15 protein-coding genes are annotated in these 16,606 nt (G+C 72.2%); 6 read left to right on the top strand and 9 right to left on the bottom strand.

Features of this window, described 5'->3' with window-relative positions:
- The first annotated feature begins 36 nt into the window (after positions 1-36).
- The 5 genes from pcaH to OIE74_RS22990 all read left to right on the top strand — a co-directional run bounded on the left by pcaH (position 37) and on the right by OIE74_RS22990 (position 6,053).
- On the top strand, positions 37-744 hold the full coding sequence (gene pcaH, locus OIE74_RS23010; RefSeq protein ID WP_329386625.1) for a protocatechuate 3,4-dioxygenase subunit beta: 708 nt from the start codon (positions 37-39) through the stop codon (positions 742-744).
- A complete protein-coding gene (gene pcaG / locus OIE74_RS23005) occupies positions 741-1,370 on the top strand; it encodes a protocatechuate 3,4-dioxygenase subunit alpha (RefSeq protein WP_329386623.1) in 630 nt (209 codons plus the stop codon). Before pcaH ends, pcaG begins: the two co-directional genes overlap by 4 nt.
- Positions 1,371-1,524: 154 nt before the next feature.
- Positions 1,525-3,171: a lyase family protein gene (locus OIE74_RS23000; RefSeq protein ID WP_443076377.1), complete on the top strand. Its 1,647-nt coding sequence runs from the start codon at positions 1,525-1,527 to the stop codon at positions 3,169-3,171.
- Positions 3,168-4,352 carry a bifunctional 3-oxoadipate enol-lactonase/4-carboxymuconolactone decarboxylase PcaDC gene (gene pcaDC / locus OIE74_RS22995; RefSeq protein ID WP_329386621.1) on the top strand — a complete coding sequence of 395 codons (1,185 nt, stop codon included), beginning with the start codon at positions 3,168-3,170 and terminating at the stop codon, positions 4,350-4,352. The genes OIE74_RS23000 and pcaDC overlap by 4 nt, the downstream gene beginning before the upstream one ends.
- 117 nt (positions 4,353-4,469) lie before the next feature.
- Positions 4,470-6,053, top strand: coding sequence for an MFS transporter (locus OIE74_RS22990; RefSeq protein ID WP_329386619.1), 1,584 nt, complete (start codon positions 4,470-4,472; stop codon positions 6,051-6,053).
- 1 nt (position 6,054) lies between these two features.
- Here OIE74_RS22990 and OIE74_RS22985 read toward each other — a convergent pair whose 3' ends face one another.
- The 7 genes from OIE74_RS22985 to OIE74_RS22955 all read right to left on the bottom strand — a co-directional run bounded on the left by OIE74_RS22985 (position 6,055) and on the right by OIE74_RS22955 (position 12,721).
- On the bottom strand, positions 6,055-7,020 hold the full coding sequence (locus OIE74_RS22985; RefSeq protein WP_329386617.1) for a phosphotransferase family protein: 966 nt from the start codon (positions 7,018-7,020) through the stop codon (positions 6,055-6,057).
- A gap of 117 nt (positions 7,021-7,137) precedes the next feature.
- Positions 7,138-7,935 (bottom strand): alpha/beta fold hydrolase, encoded by a 798-nt coding sequence (locus OIE74_RS22980; RefSeq protein WP_329386615.1) that lies wholly within the window; start codon positions 7,933-7,935, stop codon positions 7,138-7,140.
- A 63-nt stretch (positions 7,936-7,998) separates the two neighbouring features.
- Positions 7,999-8,784 (bottom strand): SDR family NAD(P)-dependent oxidoreductase, encoded by a 786-nt coding sequence (locus tag OIE74_RS22975; protein WP_329386613.1) that lies wholly within the window; start codon positions 8,782-8,784, stop codon positions 7,999-8,001.
- A 7-nt stretch (positions 8,785-8,791) separates the two neighbouring features.
- Positions 8,792-9,994, bottom strand: a complete 1,203-nt coding sequence (locus tag OIE74_RS22970; RefSeq protein WP_329386611.1) for a serine hydrolase domain-containing protein — start codon at positions 9,992-9,994, stop codon at positions 8,792-8,794.
- 36 nt (positions 9,995-10,030) lie between these two features.
- Positions 10,031-10,801, bottom strand: coding sequence for an energy-coupling factor ABC transporter ATP-binding protein (locus tag OIE74_RS22965; protein ID WP_329386609.1), 771 nt, complete (start codon positions 10,799-10,801; stop codon positions 10,031-10,033).
- Complete coding sequence (cbiQ, locus tag OIE74_RS22960) at positions 10,798-11,559, bottom strand: cobalt ECF transporter T component CbiQ (RefSeq protein WP_329386607.1); 762 nt, start codon at positions 11,557-11,559, stop codon at positions 10,798-10,800. Before cbiQ ends, OIE74_RS22965 begins: the two co-directional genes overlap by 4 nt.
- A 1-nt stretch (position 11,560) precedes the next feature.
- On the bottom strand, positions 11,561-12,721 hold the full coding sequence (locus OIE74_RS22955) for an energy-coupling factor ABC transporter permease (protein WP_329386605.1): 1,161 nt from the start codon (positions 12,719-12,721) through the stop codon (positions 11,561-11,563).
- A gap of 238 nt (positions 12,722-12,959) precedes the next feature.
- Between OIE74_RS22955 and OIE74_RS22950 the strand changes: the two genes are divergently transcribed.
- Positions 12,960-13,373, top strand: coding sequence for an SsgA family sporulation/cell division regulator (locus OIE74_RS22950; RefSeq protein ID WP_329386603.1), 414 nt, complete (start codon positions 12,960-12,962; stop codon positions 13,371-13,373).
- A gap of 102 nt (positions 13,374-13,475) precedes the next feature.
- On the opposite strand, the gene OIE74_RS22945 is transcribed toward OIE74_RS22950, so the two are convergent.
- Together OIE74_RS22945 and OIE74_RS22940 are read right to left on the bottom strand one after the other, a co-directional pair.
- Entirely contained in the window at positions 13,476-15,722 is a 2,247-nt protein-coding gene (locus tag OIE74_RS22945) for an MMPL family transporter (protein WP_329386601.1), read from the bottom strand.
- Between the two features lie 190 nt (positions 15,723-15,912).
- Entirely contained in the window at positions 15,913-16,485 is a 573-nt protein-coding gene (locus tag OIE74_RS22940; protein ID WP_329386599.1) for a TetR/AcrR family transcriptional regulator, read from the bottom strand.
- Positions 16,486-16,606 lie beyond the last annotated feature (121 nt).

The raw sequence follows: 16,606 nt of genomic DNA, 5'->3' as shown, positions 1-16,606 counted from the left end.
CGGGCGTGGCGACCCGCCACGCGCAGGTCCCCCTCGATGCCCGCGGCCGGCGCACCCCCCGCGCACCATCCGCCGCGCGACTACCCGCCGTACCGCAGCACGCTGTTGCGCCATCCGAAGCGGCCACCGGTGGTCGTGGCGGGTGACCCCGAAGCCGTCGAGCTGTACGGCCCGGTGTTCGGACACAGCGACGTCACCGATCTCGACGCGGACCTGACGGCCCAGCACGTCGGGGAGCCTCTCGGCGAGCGCATCACGGTCTCCGGCCGGCTGCTGGACCGCTCGGGCCGTCCCGTGCGGGGCCAGCTGGTCGAGCTGTGGCAGGCGAACGCGGCCGGGCGGTACGCGCACCAGCGCGACCGCCATCCGGCGCCGCTGGACCCGCACTTCACCGGGGTGGGCCGGACGCTGACGGACGACGACGGCGGCTACCGCTTCACGACGATCAAGCCCGGCGCGTATCCGTGGGGCAACCACCACAACGCGTGGCGCCCGGCGCATCTGCACTTCTCGCTCTTCGGTACGGCCTTCACCCAGCGCCTCGTGACGCAGATGTACTTCCCGGGCGACCCGCTGCTCGCCCACGACCCGATCCTCCGCTCCGTCCCGGACGAGGCCGCGCGTCAGCGGCTGGTGGGGACGTACGACCACGGGCTCTCGCGGTCCAAGTGGGCGCTCGGCTATCGCTGGGACATCGTGCTGGACGGCCCGTCCGCCACCTGGACCGAGGAAGGACAGCGATGAGTGCGTACGACTCCGCTCACGGCACCGGCCTGGCCGGCGGCGCCACGCCGTCTCACACGGTCGGCCCCTTCTACGGCTACGCGCTGCCCTTCCCCGGCGGCGGCGACATGGCGCCCGTCGGCCACCCGGACGCGATCTCCGTGCACGGGCGCGTGTACGACGGCGCGGGCGCGCCGGTGCCGGACGCCCTGCTGGAGCTGTGGCAGCCGGACCCGGCGGGTGAACCGGTGCGGCTGCCGGGATCGATGCGGCGGGACCAGGTGACCGGCGGTCACGCGGGCCGGGACGGTGTCACGTTCACGGGCTGGGGGCGGGTCGCGACGGACGCCGACGGGCGGTGGGCGGCGCGGACGCTGCGGCCGGGCGCGCGGCCGGGGCACGCCCCGTACCTCAGTGTGTGCGTCTTCGCGCGGGGGCTGACCCGGCACCTCTATACCCGCCTGTATGTGCCGCAGGACGCGGAGGCGGGTTCGGCCGGGGCGCGTCCCGCCGATCCGCTGCTCGCCTCGCTGGACGCGGACCGGCGGGGGACCCTGATGGCGAAGGCCGGGCCCACGCCCGGCGCGTACCGCTTCGACATCAGGCTCCAGGGCGACGAGGAGACGGTTTTCCTTGACTTCCGCTGACCACCGACCGGACGATCCGGACCACTCAGACGACCCGAACCACCCGGATCACGCCTCCGACGCGGGTCCCGCCTCCGACGCCGGGCTGCTCTCGCCCGGCCGGGCGGGATCCGCCGCCGAGGCGGCGACCGGCGACGCCGCCTTCCTGCGCGCGATGCTGGACGCCGAGGCGGCGCTGGCCCGCGCGCAGGCGGCGGTCGGGCTCACCCCGATGGCGGCGGCCGAGGTGATCACGGCGGCGGCCGGGACGGCGGGGCGGTTCGACGTACGGGACGTGGCGCTGCGGGCGCGCGCCGGGGGCAATCCGGTGATTCCCCTGGTGGCGGATCTGACGGCGGCGGCGGACGAGGAGGACGCGAGGGCGGGCGGCGGCAGTGACGCGGCGCAGTACGTCCACCGGGGCGCGACCAGCCAGGACATCGTGGACACGGCGATGATGCTGGTCGCCACGCGTACGGGGCCGCTGATCCTGGCGGACCTGGACCGTACGGCGGACGCGCTCGCCGTTCTGGCCACGGCCCACCGCACCACCCCGATGGCGGGTCGCACCCTCACGCAGCACGCGGTTCCGACGACGTTCGGGCTGAAGGCCGCGGGCTGGCTCTCGTCCGTACGCGATGCCCGTACCAGGCTGGCCGCCGTCCGGCTGCCGGTCCAACTGGGCGGCGCGGCAGGGACGTTGGCGGCTTTCGCCCAGGTCGACGACGCGGTGGACGGCCGGCCGGAGAGGACCTCCACCGCCGCGTCCTGCGAGCCCGTCTACGACCTGACCGGTGCGCTCGACTCCACGGTGGACAGCCCTCCCGAGCCGTTGCCGGAGTATCCGGCCGGGGCCGACCCGAGTTCCGAGCCGGGGTTCGAGCCGGGGTTCGAGCCCGAGCGGGGGTTCGAGCCCGAGCCGGGGCTGGAGCCCGAACCGGGGCCGGGGACCGGCCCCGCGCCCGAGGACGGGAGCCCGGAAGAGGTCCAGGCGGCGGAGGCGCCCCGGGGCGCGTCCCGGAGCGACACCGGAGTACGGCTCCTCGCCGCGTACGCCGATCAGCTCCCCCTCGCCGAACCGACGCTGCCGTGGCACACCCTGCGTACCCCCGTCGCCGATCTCGGCGCGGCGCTCGCCTTCGCGGCGGGGGCGCTCGGGAAGGTGGCCGCCGATGTGCTCGTGCTGTCCCGGACCGAGACCGGCGAGGTCGCCGAGGCGCGCGGCGGCGGTTCGTCCGCGATGCCGCACAAGCGCAATCCGGTGCGGGCCACCCTGATCGCCGCCGCCGCGCGGCAGGCACCCGCTCTCGCCTCCATACTGCTCGGGGCTCTCGTCGCCGAGGACGAACGCCCCGCGGGACCCTGGCACGCCGAGTGGCAGCCGCTGCGCGAGCTGCTGCGGCTGACCGGCGGAGCCGCCCACGACGCCGCCGAACTCGCCCACGGCCTGCGGGTGTTCCCCGACCGGATGCGGGACAACCTCGGGCTCACCCATGGACTGCTGGTGAGCGAACGGCTCGTGACGGCCCTGATCCCGGCCGTCGGCCGGACCCGTGCGAAGGAAGTGGTGGGCGCGGCCGGCCGCCTCGCGGAGCGTGCCGGCATCCCGCTCGCACAGGCGCTGACGGAGACCGACCCGGGGGTCGCCGAGCTGATAGGCGACGCGCGGCTGCACGCCCTCACCGACCCGGCGGGCTACACGGGCTCCGCCCCCGCGCTCGTGGACCGCGCGCTCGCCGAACACGCCGCCGCGGGGCGCGCGTTGGCGGAGGCCGCGCTCACCGACGACGCTTCGACGGACGACTCGGAGGACCCCCGATGACCGACCCGACGGCGGAGCTCCGCCTTCCCCACTCCCGGCTCGACGGCCCGGCCGACGGGGCGCCGCTGATCCTCGGACCGTCCCTCGGCACGTCCATGCGCGTATGGGAACCCCAACTGGCGGCTCTCGCCCGCGACCACCGCGTCCTGCGCTGGGACCTGCCGGGCCACGGCGGCTCCGTCCCCGCGTCGGCGCCCGCCGTCTCCGTCGCCGCCCTTGCGGAACAGGTGGTACGGCTGGCCGACGAACAGGGCTGGGAGCGGTTCGCGTACGCGGGGATCTCGCTGGGCGGCGCGGTGGGCCTGCGTCTGGCCGTGCACCACCCCGACCGCCTCGTCTCCCTCGCCGTGCTCTGCTCGTCCGCGTACTTCGGCGCCCCCGACAGCTGGCGGGACCGTGCGGCGACCGTCCTCGCCAGGGGTACGGAGTCGCTGGTGGCGAGCCGGCCGGGCGTCTGGTTCGCGCCCGGCTTCGAAGACACCCCGCCCGGCTCGGCGCTCGTGGACGATCTGCGGACGGCGGACGACAAGTCGTACGCGGCCTGCTGCCTGGCCGTCGCCGAACACGACCTGCGCGACGAGCTGGCGGCCGTGACGGTCCCGACCCTCGTCGTCGCCGGCCGCGACGACCCGGCGGCCCCGCCGTCGCACGCCCGTACGATCGCCGACGGCATCCCGGGCGCGAGCCTCACGGAGATCGCGGGAGCCGCGCATCTGGCGAACGCCGAACGCCCCGCGCCGGTGCTCGCCGCGCTGCTGAACCACCTCGAAGCGACGTCCCCGGCCGGGGCGAGCGCGGTGAACGTCGGGGACGCCACGCGGCACGGCGCCGGGATGGCCGTACGCCGCGCCGTACTCGGCGACCACCACGTGGACCGGGCGGTGGCCCGTACGACCGCGTTCACCGCGCCCTTCCAGGACTTCATCACCCGCTACGCCTGGGCCGAGATCTGGACCCGGCCGGGGCTCGACCGCCGTACCCGCAGCTGCGTCACCCTGACGGCGCTGGTCGCGGGCGGGCATCACGACGAGCTGGCGATGCATGTCAGGGCGGCGGTACGGAACGGGCTGAGCCGCGAGGAGATCCGGGAAGTGCTGCTCCAGTCGGCGGTGTACTGCGGGGTGCCCGCGGCCAACAAGGCGTTCTCGATCGCCGACGACGTGCTGTCGGAACACGCCTGAGGCCGGGGGGCCCGGCGCCGAGTCGCGAGTCCCGTTCGTCCCACTTAGAGTCAGATCCGGGTGAACGGTGGCGCTCCCTGTCGGAGGGCGCGCACACCCCGTTCACCACCCCCACCTATGACTGATTCACCGCCCACCCCGCCGAACTCACCGCCCAAGTCACCGCCCAACTCACCGCCGAACACGGGGAAGCCCCCCACCCCCGAGGGCGGCCACGGCATCGCGCTGGCCATCATCGCCTCCTGCCAGCTGATGGTGGTTCTCGACATCACCATCGTGAACATCGCGCTCCCCCATATCCAGAGCGCGCTCGGCTTCTCGACCCAGAACCTGTCGTGGGTGGTCAACGCGTACACCCTCACCTTCGGCGGTCTGCTGCTGCTCGGCGGGCGCCTCGGCGACATCCTGGGGCGGCGCCGCGTCTTCATGTTCGGCATCGGGCTCTTCGCCTTCGCCTCACTGCTCTGCGGTCTGGCGCAGGACTCCTGGCAACTGCTGGCCGCCCGTGCCCTCCAGGGGGTCGGCGGCGCCATCGCGTCCCCGACGGCGCTGTCACTGATCACCACCACGTTCCGCGAAGGGCCCGCCCGCAACAGGGCGTTCGGCGTGTTCGCCGCGGTGTCGGCGGGCGGCAGCGCGATCGGGCTGCTGCTCGGCGGCATCCTGGTGGAGTGGCTCGACTGGCGGTGGATCTTCTTCGTCAACCTGCCGATCGGGCTGCTGCTCATCGCTCTGACCCCCCGCTTCATCAAGGAGTCCGAACGGCACCCCGGGCACTTCGACATCGTCGGCGCGCTCACCGCGACGCTCGGCATGGTGGGTCTGGTCTACGGCTTCATCCGGGCGTCCGAGGAGGGCTGGACCGACAGCCTGACGCTCGGGTCCTTCGGCGCGGCGGTGGTGCTCCTGTTCCTCTTCATCGTCATCGAGCGCCGCTCGCGCCAGCCGATCACGCCGCTGTGGATGTTCCGTGACCGCAACCGCGCGGGTGTCTACGGGATGATGCTGAGCCTGTCCGCCGCGCTGTTCGGCATGTTCTTCTTCCTCACGCTCTTCACCCAGGAGGTCCTTGACTTCAGCCCGCTGCGGACCGGCCTCGCCTTCCTCCCGGTGAGCGCGGTCATCGCGGTCGGTTCGGGGGTGGCCTCACAGCTGCTGCCGCGCTGGGGCCCGAAACCGTTCATGGTGACCGGCGCGATCCTGGCCACCGCCGGCCTCGCGTGGCTGGCCCAGACGGACGTCCACAGCACGTACGCGGGCAGTCTGCTGGGCCCGGTGCTGGTCTTCGGCCTCGGCATGGGCTTCCAGTTCGTGTCGCTGACCCTGATGGCGGTCTCGGGAGTCGAGCCGAAGGAGGCCGGCGCCGCCTCCGGCGTCCTCAACGCGATGCAGCAGGTGGGTGGTTCGCTGGGGCTGTCCATCCTGGTGACGGTGTTCGGCACGGCCACGAGGGACGAGGGCAAGACCCAGGCCCGCGACTTCATGGAGCACGCGACCCCGGCCCAGAAGATGACGTTCCAGAAGACGCATTCACTGCCGAAGCCATGGAGCGACGAGGTCCTGACGGCGGGCGTCTCGAACGCCTTCATCGTGGCGGCGATTCTGGCGGGCGTCTCGGCGGTGATCGCCCTGTTCGTGATCCAGGTCCGCGCCTCGGACCTGGAACGCCTCCAGGGAGGCATGCCCCCACCGGGCGGCTGACCTACACCGTGTGGGAGATCAGCCCAAGGGCCAGGATCAGCGCGGGCCCGGCGGTCCTGCGGGTCACGGCGGCCTGCGCGGGCGGGTAGCCGCGCGGCACGGCCTCGACGAGCATGATCAGGTAGAGGTAACAGCGGTAGAGCGCCATGCGCAGCCGCGCGGCCGTGTCGAAGTCCGTGTCACCACCGCCCGCGCGGTACCCGGCCAGCAGCGCGGGATCGTCCTCGGGCTCACCGAACAGATTGAGCGACACGAACTCCGCCAACGGATCGCCCCAGAACATCCGTTCCCCATCAACGACCCCACCGATCCGCCGCTCCCCCGGCTCACCGGTCAGCAGGATGTTGCCCTGCCACAGATCGAAGTGCACGAGCACGGGCACGGTGACCTCGTCCAGAGCGGGAGCGGCACCCCGCACGACCGTCCGTACGCGCTCCACGGACACGGGCAACTTGACCCCGAACCGCTCGGCGTCGCCGAGGACCGCCTCCACCATCGCGACGAACGCCTCCCGCCAACTCCCGGCGTTGGCCACGGCCCCGGACGGATACCCAAAGCGCGTACCGGTGACGGTGTGCAACTGCCCGACGTACGCCCCAAGTTCCCGCCGCAACCGCTCGTACTCCGCATCGCCGAGCTCGTCCGCCAAGGCGGACCAGGGCTCCCCCGGACACTCCGACATCACCAGCGAGCCGCCCCCAAGACGCACCACCTCGGGCACGGGCACGCCGGTGCCACTGGCCTTCCGGTAGAACTCGCCCTCGTTGACGAGCAGTTCGCCCTCGTACGTCAGGCGCGGCGTACCGGCATCGGGCGCCACCTTCAGAATCACCCGCCTGCCGTCGTCCAGCCGGACGCGATAGAGGGTGTTGTACGTCCCCCCACCCAGCGGCTCGTACCCGACAACGGCCCGCGCCCCTGCCGCATCGACGACGTCGGCAATCCGAGACGCACTCAGCGCGGACACGTATGGACCCTTCCGATTGACACGCTACGACCGAGGCGGTCGAGCAACGGTAGTTCGAAAGGCTGGCCGAGGCGAGCCGCGAGCCACACCAAGGGCGCTGATGGCTCGTCCCGTGCCTCAGCCCCCCAGCACCTTCCGCAGCACCCCCGCGAACTCCCCCGGTGCCTCCATGAACCCGCCGTGGCCGCCCGGGAATTCGACCGGGTGGGTGCCGAGCCGTGCGGCAAGTGCCGTGGAGGTGCGGTGCGTGAGCAGGGGGCCCGACGTTGTGCCGATGGCGATCAGCACGCGGGGCCGGGCGGCCGTCAGCGCCTTGATGTCGGGCAAGTAGTTGGCCGTGCCGCGCAGTTCGTGGGCCAGGAAGCGTGCTCCGTCCGCCTGGTCCTGGGCCGAGGGCTCGCCCGGGGGCGGGCCGGCGGCGGGCTCCATGCCGGAGACGGTCATGAACTTCCCGAACGCCGGGCCCAGACCCTCCCGGTGGAACGTCTCCACGATGTCGTCCATCTCCGCTCGCCTCTCCGCCGCGTCCGGCAGCACCTCCAGCACCGGCGGCTCGTGCGCGACGAGTGTCCGGACCCGGGCCGGGTGGCGTGCGACCAGGGCGAGGCCGGTCACCGCGCCGCCACTGCTGCCGAACACATCGGCCGAATCGGCGCCGATGTCGTCCAGGATCGCGGCGATGTCGTCGGCGCGCAGCTCGGGGGTGGAGTCCTGCGTGGGGTCGTCCAGCGTGCTGCCGGAGATGCCCCGGGGGTCGTGCGTGACGACGGTGTACTCATCCGCGAGCGCGTCGGCCAGCGGAGCGAAGTGCGCGGCGTTCATGGGCGCGCCCGTGAGCACCAGTACGGGGCCCGAGTCACGTGCTTCGTAGGAGAGGTGCGCGCCGGGGACGTCGAGTGTGCGGGTGGTGACCATGGGCGGCCGTCCTTGCCTGGGGGTCCGGAGATACGCGGTTGAGACCCTGCCACCCGCGGAAACTCATCGCTCCCCCGACACCGGCTCCCCCGCGAACGCCTTCCGCAGCCCCACGTTCGCCGACAGAATCCCCCCGTCCACCGGCAGCGACACCCCCGTGATCCAGGCCGCGTCCGACGACGCCAGGAACGCCACCGCCGACGCGACGTCGTCAGGCAGGCCCACCCGGCCCATCGGGTAGTGCGGTGCCGCGCGTTCCAGGCCCGCCTCGCGGCCCGCCCAGCCCTCCGTGTGGATCGTGCCGGGTGCGACGAGGTTGACGCGGACCCCGCGTGGGGCCGCGTGGCCCGCCAGGGTGCGGGTCAGGCTCGCGAGGCCCGCCTTCGCCGCGCTGTAGGCGTGGTTGCCGAAGTCCCGCTCGCCGTTGACCGAGCCGATGTTCACGATCGCGCCCCGGCCCGACGCCGCCAGGTGGGGCAGCGCCGCCCGCGCGCAGCGGAAGGCACCGGTGAGGGTCAGGTCGAGGTCGCGGGCCCAGTGTTCGTCCGGCTCGTCCTCGAAGAGCGGCGCGTCCGGGGTGCAGGAGTACGCGTTGTTGACCAGGACGTCCAGCGAGCCGAAGCGCTCGACGGCGTACGCCACGGCCGCCTCCACCGACGCGCGGTCGCCCACGTCGCACCCGTACGGCACCGCGCCGTCGATCAACTCCGCCGCCCGCGCCGCCCGTTCACCGTCCACGTCCGTGATCAGCACCCGCGCGCCCTCGGCCGCCAGCCGCCGCGCGATCGCCTCGCCGATGCCCCGCCCGGCTCCCGTGATCAGCGCGGCGTGGTCCTCGAATCGCTCCATGCACCGATCATGCGGCCGATCTGACGGCTCGCACCAGGGCCTGTGCCCGGGGATCCGCCGTGACTCCCTTGCGCATGCCGTTGGTGACATAGCCGAAGGCGATGCCCGACTCGGGGTCGGCGAAGCCGAGCGAACCGCCGCTTCCCGGGTGTCCGAAAGAGCCCGGCCCCAGCAGCGGCGCGCCCGAGCCGTGGAGCATGAAGCCGAGTCCGAAGCGCGTGCCGACGACCAGCACCCGGTCGGGGCCCGCCGACTCCTCGGTACGGGCCAGGGTCAGCGTCGCCGGCGCGAACAGCCGCTCCCCGCCCCGGTAACCGCGCCCGGGGCCGTCCACCCGGCCGATCATCGCCGCGTAGCAGCGGGCCAGCGCACGCGCGGTGGAGATGCCGCCGCTCGCGGGCAGTTCGGCGGCCCGGTAGGCGGCGCTGTTCAGGTCCGGCGGCGGATCGATCGCGCCGAACGCCCGCCGCGTGAGCGATTCGGGGTCGTCGTACGCCTCCGTGACCGAACGCTTCGCGCGCAACCGCAGCCCCCCGCCGGCCCCGGCGGGCTCCTCGATCTTCCCTGTCCGGCCCACCCGGTGCGCTTCCTCGGCGGGCAGCCCTATCCAGAAGTCCAGGCCGAGCGGGCGGGCGATCTCGTCGGCCATCCAGCGGCCGATGGACCGGCCGGTGACGCGCTTGACCAGCTCGGCGATCAACCAGCCGTACGTGTGCGCGTGGTAGCCGTGATCGGTGCCCGGCTCCCACAAGGGCCGCTGCGCGGCCAGAGCGTGCGCTCCCGACTCGCCGTCGAGCGCCTCCGCGACGCTCAGCGGCCGGTCGAGCACGGGCACGCCCGCGCGGTGCGACAACAGGTGCCGTACGAGCACCCGTTCCTTCCCGGCCGCCTTGAACTCGGGCCAGTACGTGCCCACCGGCGCGTCCAGATCGATCCGCCCGCGCTGGTGCAGCAGAAGCGGTACGGCGGCGGCGACGCCCTTCGTCGCGGAGTGGACGATCTGCGCAGTGTCGACGGCCCACGGCTCCGAGCCGTCGACGTCGCGTGTGCCGGCCCACAGGTCGACGACCTTGTGCCCGTCCCGGTAGACGGCGACGGCGGCGCCCCGCTCACCGCGTTCCTGGAAGTTCCGTACGAACGCGTCCCTGACGGGTTCGAAGCCCGCGGCCACCGTGCCCTGGACGTCAGCGACGCCTACCATCCCGCTCATACCTCCATGGTGCACGCATCGCGGCGAGGTCAGACCTCAGGGCGTCACCGAAGCGGGGTTGAAACCGAACGGCAACTCCAGCCGGTGCGCACCCATCAGTTCCGCGTCGCCGAGCAGGTCCCCGGTCGGCCCGTCGGCCGCGATGACGCCCTCGCTGAGGATCACCGCGCGCGGGCACAGTTCCAGGGCGTACGGCAGGTCGTGCGTGACCATCAGGACGGTGACGTCCAACGCCCGCAGGATGTCAGCGAGTTCGCGGCGCGACGCCGGGTCGAGGTTGGACGAGGGCTCGTCCAGTACGAGGATCTCCGGCTCCATCGCCAGGACCGTCGCGACGGCGACCCTGCGGCGCTGCCCGAAGGAGAGATGGTGCGGCGGCCGGTCCGCGTACTCGGCCATCCCGACCTGGGTGAGCGCGGCGACGACCCTGGCCTCCAGCTCCGCGCCGCGCAGCCCGGAGGTCGCCGGGCCGAAGGCCACGTCCTCGCGCACCGTGGGCATGAAGAGCTGGTCGTCGGGGTCCTGGAAGACGATGCCGACCCGGCGGCGGATCTCGGCGAGGTTCCGCTTCGCGACGGGCAGCCCCGCGACGGTGACGGACCCGGCGCCCGCCGTGTGGATGCCGTTGAGGTGCAGGACGAGGGTGGTCTTGCCCGCGCCGTTGGGCCCGAGCAGCGCGACCCGCTCACCGCGCCCGACGGTCAGGTCGACGCCGAAGAGCGCCTGGTGGCCGTCGGGGTACGCGTACGCGAGCCCCCGCACTTCGAGAGAGGGCGGCGGCGACTGCTCCTGGGACTGCGTGCTCATAGGGTCCAGCCAAGCAGACAGACCGCGAGCGCCGAGAGGGGGAGGGCGGCGGCGGACGTCCATTGCGCGCGGGAGGCGGTCATCTCGTCGATGACCGGCATCGTGCCCGTGTAGCCGCGGCTCATCATCGCCAGGTGCACCCGCTCCCCGCGCTCGTAGGAGCGGATGAACAGCGCCCCGGCGGATTTGCCGAGCACACCCCAGTGCCGTACGCCACGCGCCTCGAAGCCGCGTGAGCGGCGGGCGATCGACATCCGCCGCAGCTCGTCGGTGATCACGTCGCCGTAGCGGATCATGAAGGACGCGATCTGGACGAGCATCGGCGGCAGCCTCAGCCGTTGCAGCCCGAGCAGCAGCGCGCGCAGTTCGGTGGTGGAGGCGAGGAGTACGGAGGCGGCCACCCCGAGCGTCCCCTTGGCCAGCACGTTCCAGGCGCCCCACAGGCCCGGGACGCTCAGCGAGAGCCCGAGGAACTGGACCTGTTCGCCGGGGACCACGAACGGCATGAGGACCGCGAAGGCCACGAACGGGACCTCGATCAGCATCCGGCGGAGCAGGAAGCCGGCCGGGACGCGGGCGAGCGCCGCGACGCCGGCGAGCAGCGCCGCGTACAGGCCGAAGGCCCATACGGCCTCGCGCGGTGTGGAGACCACGACGAGCACGAAGCACAGGACGGCGGCGAGCTTGCAGTGCGGCGGGAGCGCGTGGACCGGCGAGTGGCCGTGCCGGTAGAGCTTGTGGGCGTGGCCGGCTCCCATGTCAGGCCCGCTCGGGCGACGCGGAAGTCCCGGAGCCGGCGGGCCCGGAGCCGGCGGCGCCGGACGAGCCGACGGCGCCGGACGAGGCCGGGGTGTTCCCCGTCGTACGGCGCCGGTGCACCACGTAGAAGATCCCGCTGCCGACCACGACCGTCGCGCCGACGCCGATCACACCCGCGAGCCCGCCGGAGAGCCGGGCGTCGGAGATGTCCGCGACGCCGTAGTCGGCGAGCGGCGAGTCCGCGGCGGCGTGCTCCTCGACCTTCTTGTCGATGCCCTTGTCGGCGGCGACCTTCTCCAGTCCGTCGGGGCTGGCGGAGGCGTAGAAGGAGACGACCCCGGCCAGCAGCAGGGCGGTGCCGAGGCCGGCCACCAGCAGCCCGCGCGGCGAGCGCGCGGCGACCGGCGCGGCCTGCGGGGCGGCGGCGGGCGCGGCGGCAGGCGCGTCCACCAGCTCACCGTCGATCCGCAGCTTGAGCGGCGCGGCCAGCCCGCGCGCCCCGTGGACCAGGTCCGGCCGTACGGCGATGACCGCCCCGACCGTCAGCGCGGTGATCGCCGCCTCGCCGATGCCGATGAGCACGTGCACGCCGACCATCGCGGTGAACACCTTGCCGATCGGGATGTCCGTGGTGCCGCCGATCGCGTAGAGAAGGGTGAAGGCCGCGGCGGCGGCCGGCACGGACACCAGCGCGCCGACGAACGCGGACACGGTCACCGAGCGCCGCCCCCGCGGCAGGACGCGGAGCAGGCCGCGGAAGATCCCGTACGAGACGATCACCGTCACGACGCCCATGACCGTGATGTTCACGCCGAGCGCGGTGAGACCGCCGTCGGCGAAGAGGATGCCCTGCATCAGCAGGACGACGGCGATACAGAGGACCCCGGTGAAGGGGCCGACGAGTATCGCCGCGAGCGCCCCGCCGAGCAGATGCCCGCTGGTGCCCGCCGCGACCGGGAAGTTCAGCATCTGCACGGCGAAGATGAAGGCGGCGACGAGGCCCGCGAGGGGTGCGGTGCGCTCGGCGCCATGGCCCTCGGCGAGCGGCCCTGCGCCCAGTTCGCGGCGGGCGCCGCGCAGGCTGACGGCCACGGCTCCGGCGGCGACGACACCGGCGGCGGCCGACACGGGCAGGTTGATCATTCCGTCGGGGACATGCATGGGCGGGCTCCGCTTCCGGGCAGGCGTTCAGGCAGGCGTTCAGACATGAACCGCTCGGAATGAGCCGTTCGAATAGATAGTCCTCTCTTGCGAACGAGTTGCAAGAGCGCGTGCCATGCGAACCGGTGTACGGGCACCGAACGGCACGGAAAGTTTGAGTTTTCCGGGACACTCGGAGTTAAATAAGGGACAAAAGGCATCTTTCGGTGTAAAGCGACTGCCGTAGAGGAGCGAAACGATGTCAGCCGTCGTCGAGCAGCCTGCCAAGGTCCGTCTCATCACGGACGCCCCCCACCACGGGTGCCTGACCGTCACCCTCCGCTATGACAGCGCCGACCCCCTCGCCGTCCGCGTCGCGTTCCCCGCCGAGGTGTCCCGTGACGACGCCGAAGTGGTGTGGGCCTTCGCCCGTCAGCTGCTCGAATCGGGCCTGCGTACGCCGTCGGGCGAAGGCGACGTACGCGTGTGGCCGTGCGGCAGGGCGCAGACGATGCTCGAATTCCACTCGCCGGAAGGGGTGGCGCTGACCCAGTTCGACACGTCCTCGCTGCGCCGGTTCCTCCGGCTGACGCACCAGACGGTCCCGGTCGGCGAGGAGCGCTATCCGCTGCGCGCGAAGCGCGGTCTCGACCGTCTGCTGCACCACAGCTGACCCGCACCCGGCACGCACAGAAGCACACAGCACACCGGACACACGTGAGCCGTGCCCCGGACGGACCCGCGAGGGCCCCGCCCGGCGCACGGCTCCCGTACGTCAGACCCGCACGAGCTCCTTCTCCGGCCCGGCGTCCCCGCCCGCACCGGCCGGCTCCTTCTCCAGCATCTTCCGCAGCTGCTCGCCCTCCACGTCGACGTTCGGCAGCAGCCGGTCGAGCCAGCGCGGCAGCCACCACGCCTTGGTGCCGAGCAGCGCGAGCACCGCCGGCACGATCGCCATCCGGACGACGAACGCGTCGAAGAAGACGGCGATCGCCAGCGAGAAGCCGATCATCTTGACCATGGACTCGCTGGATCCGATGAAGCCCGCGAAGACCGCCATCATGATCACCGCGGCGGCGGTGACGACCCGCGCCCCGTGCCGGAAGCCGGTGGTGATCGCCTGGCCGGGCCGCTCCCCGTGGACGTACGCCTCACGCATCCGCGTCACCAGGAAGACCTCGTAGTCCATCGCGAGACCGAAGACCACACCGACCATGAAGATCGGCATCATCGACATGACCGGACCGGTCTGCTCCACACCGAACAGACTGGCGAGCCAGCCCCACTGGAAGACCGCGACCACAGCGCCGAGCGCCGCTACGACCGACAGCAGGAACCCGAGCGCCGCCTTGAGGGGCACCAGGACCGACCGGAAGACGAGCATCAGCAGCAGGAACGCCAGACCCACAACGAGCGCGAGATACGGCAGGAGCGCGTCGTTCATCTTCTCGGAGAAGTCGGTGTTCATCGCGGTGGCACCGGTGACCAGCACCTTCGCCTCGCTGTCGGCGGCGATCTCACCGCCGGCCTCGCGGATGGTGTGGACCAGGTTCTCCGTCTCCACCGACGAGGGGCGGTCCTTCGGGACGACCGTGATCGTCGCCGTGTCGCCGGCCTTGTTGTAGCTGGCCGGGGTGACGGCGGCGACGCCCTTCAGGTCCTCCACGGCCGCGGTGACCTCCGCGGCGGTCTCCTTGGCGTTGTCGTCGCCCTTGCCGTCGACGACGACCATCAGCGGGCCGTTGAAGCCGGGCCCGAAACCGTCCGACAGGAGGTCGTACGCCTTGCGCTGCGTGGTGCTCGTCGGCTGCGATCCGTCGTCGGGCAGCCCCATCTCCAGCTGGGTCGCCGGGACGGCGATGACGCCGAGGCCGACGACTCCGGCGAGGAGTACGGCGACGGGGCGGCGCAGGACGAAACGGGCCCAGCGGGTGCCCATGTTGGGCTTGCCCTCTGCCGCCCCGCCGTCGGCCGAGACCGCCTGCTCGCGGGCCATCTTCGTCCGCAGCTTCTTGCCGTGGACCCGCTTGCCCGCGAAGCCCAGCATGGCCGGGACGAGCGTGAGCGCGACAAGGACCGCGATGACGACCGTTCCGGCCGCCGCGACACCCATCTTGGTGAGCATCGGGATGTTGACGACGGCGAGCCCGACGAGCGCGATGACAACGGTGAGTCCGGCGAAGACCACGGCCGATCCGGCCGTCCCCGCGGCCCGTCCGGCGGCTTCCTCGGGTTCCCGCCCCTCGGCGAGCTCCGCCCGGTGACGCGAGACGATGAACAGGGCGTAGTCGATGCCGACGGCGAGGCCGATCATCATCGCGAGAATGCTGGTGGTGGAGCCGAGATCCATCACGCTCGCCAGCGCGGTGATGGTCGACACACCGATTCCCACGCCGATGAGGGCGGTGAGCAGCGGCAGTCCCGCGGCGATCAGTGAGCCGAAGGTGATCACGAGCACGACCGCCGCCACGGCGATGCCGATGACCTCGGTGGCTCCCGTCTCCGGCGCCGCCTGGAGCGCGTCACCGCCGATCTCGACGGTGAGGCCGGCCTCCCGCGCCTCGGCCCCCGTCTCCTCCAGCGCCGTACGTGTCTCCTCGGTCAGCTCCATCGAGTTGACCTTGTAGGTGACCGAGACGTACGCCGTCGAACCGTCCTGCGAGACGGCCTTCGCGGTGTACGGGTCGGCGACCCGGGCGACCTGGTCCGAGCCGGCGGGCAGCTCGTCGACGATCTTCTCGACCTCGGCCTTGTTCGCGGCCGATGTCATCTTCTCGCCCTCGGGCGCCTTGAAGACGACCCGGGCGGTGGCCCCGTCGGCGCTGCCGCCGGGGAAGCGCTCTTCCAGCAGGTCGAAGGCCTTCTGGGCCTCCGTCCCCGGGATGGAGAAGGAACTCGATGTCGCGGTGGACGCGGACGCCGCGCCGACGCCGGCGAGTGCCAGCAGCACCACCCATACGAAGGCGACGAGATTTCGGCGCCGGAAGGCGAACCGTCCGAGTCTGTAAAGAAACGTGGCCACGAGGCGTACTCCCGGTCTGGGGGGTGGATCAAGGGCATGGGGAGCCGACCGACGGCGCGAGAGCGACACGCGTCAGGTGCTGACGCCACGACCGGCAGAAGTTGCCGTGCGAGGACGCCGGGTACTGCTGGGGAGGCCCCGGAGGTGGGCGAGCGGCCCAGGGAGGCGATGCAGCGAGCTGCGGGGAGGGTCAGACGCCGAGGGCGGGGAGAAGCACGGCGTCTATGTAGTCAGCGAGGAAGGCCTTGTCGACCGACCTGTCCTCGATGAGCTGCCGGGCGACGAAAGCGCCGACCAGCATGTGTGCGACGTATTTCAGCGCGGGATGGTCCGCGCTGACCTCGCCCCGTTCCACCGCACGGTGCAGAAAGACGCCGAGCCCGGTGAGTTCGGGCGCGACGAGCAGTTCGCGAAGTGCCTGATGGAGATCGGGATTGTTGTGGACGGCATGGACCAGGCCCCGCATCAGCGCGGAGTCCCGCTCCATCTGGCAGTCGTCGCCCATCGAGACCATGGCGTGGAAGTCCCCGCGCAGCGAGCCGGTGTCGATCTGCGCGACATCGGCCGGCTTGTTGTGCCGCAGGGCTCGTGCGACCAGCTCCGGCTTGCTCCCCCACTGGCGGTAGAGGGTGGCCTTGCTGGAGTGGGTGCGGGCGGCGACGGCGTCCATGGTGAGGGCGTCGTAGCCGACCTCGCGCAGCAGGTCGAGCACGGCTCCGTACAACTCGCCCTCGCGTTCCGGCGTGAGTCTGGTGCGTGCCATGTCCGACCTCCCGTCAGGCTCTCCAAGCTGAACGAAACGATTTCGTACAGTACGAAGATAGACCACCCTCATCGAAACGGCAACGTTTCGCTTGTGGGCTCCGCCACACTCCGCACACACG

Origin of the sequence: Streptomyces sp. NBC_01716, from assembly GCF_036248275.1 — a bacterium.
Lineage (GTDB): Bacteria > Actinomycetota > Actinomycetes > Streptomycetales > Streptomycetaceae > Streptomyces.
The sequence above is the reverse complement of the archived record's forward strand: the minus strand, read 5'-3'. Positions and strand labels throughout refer to the sequence as shown.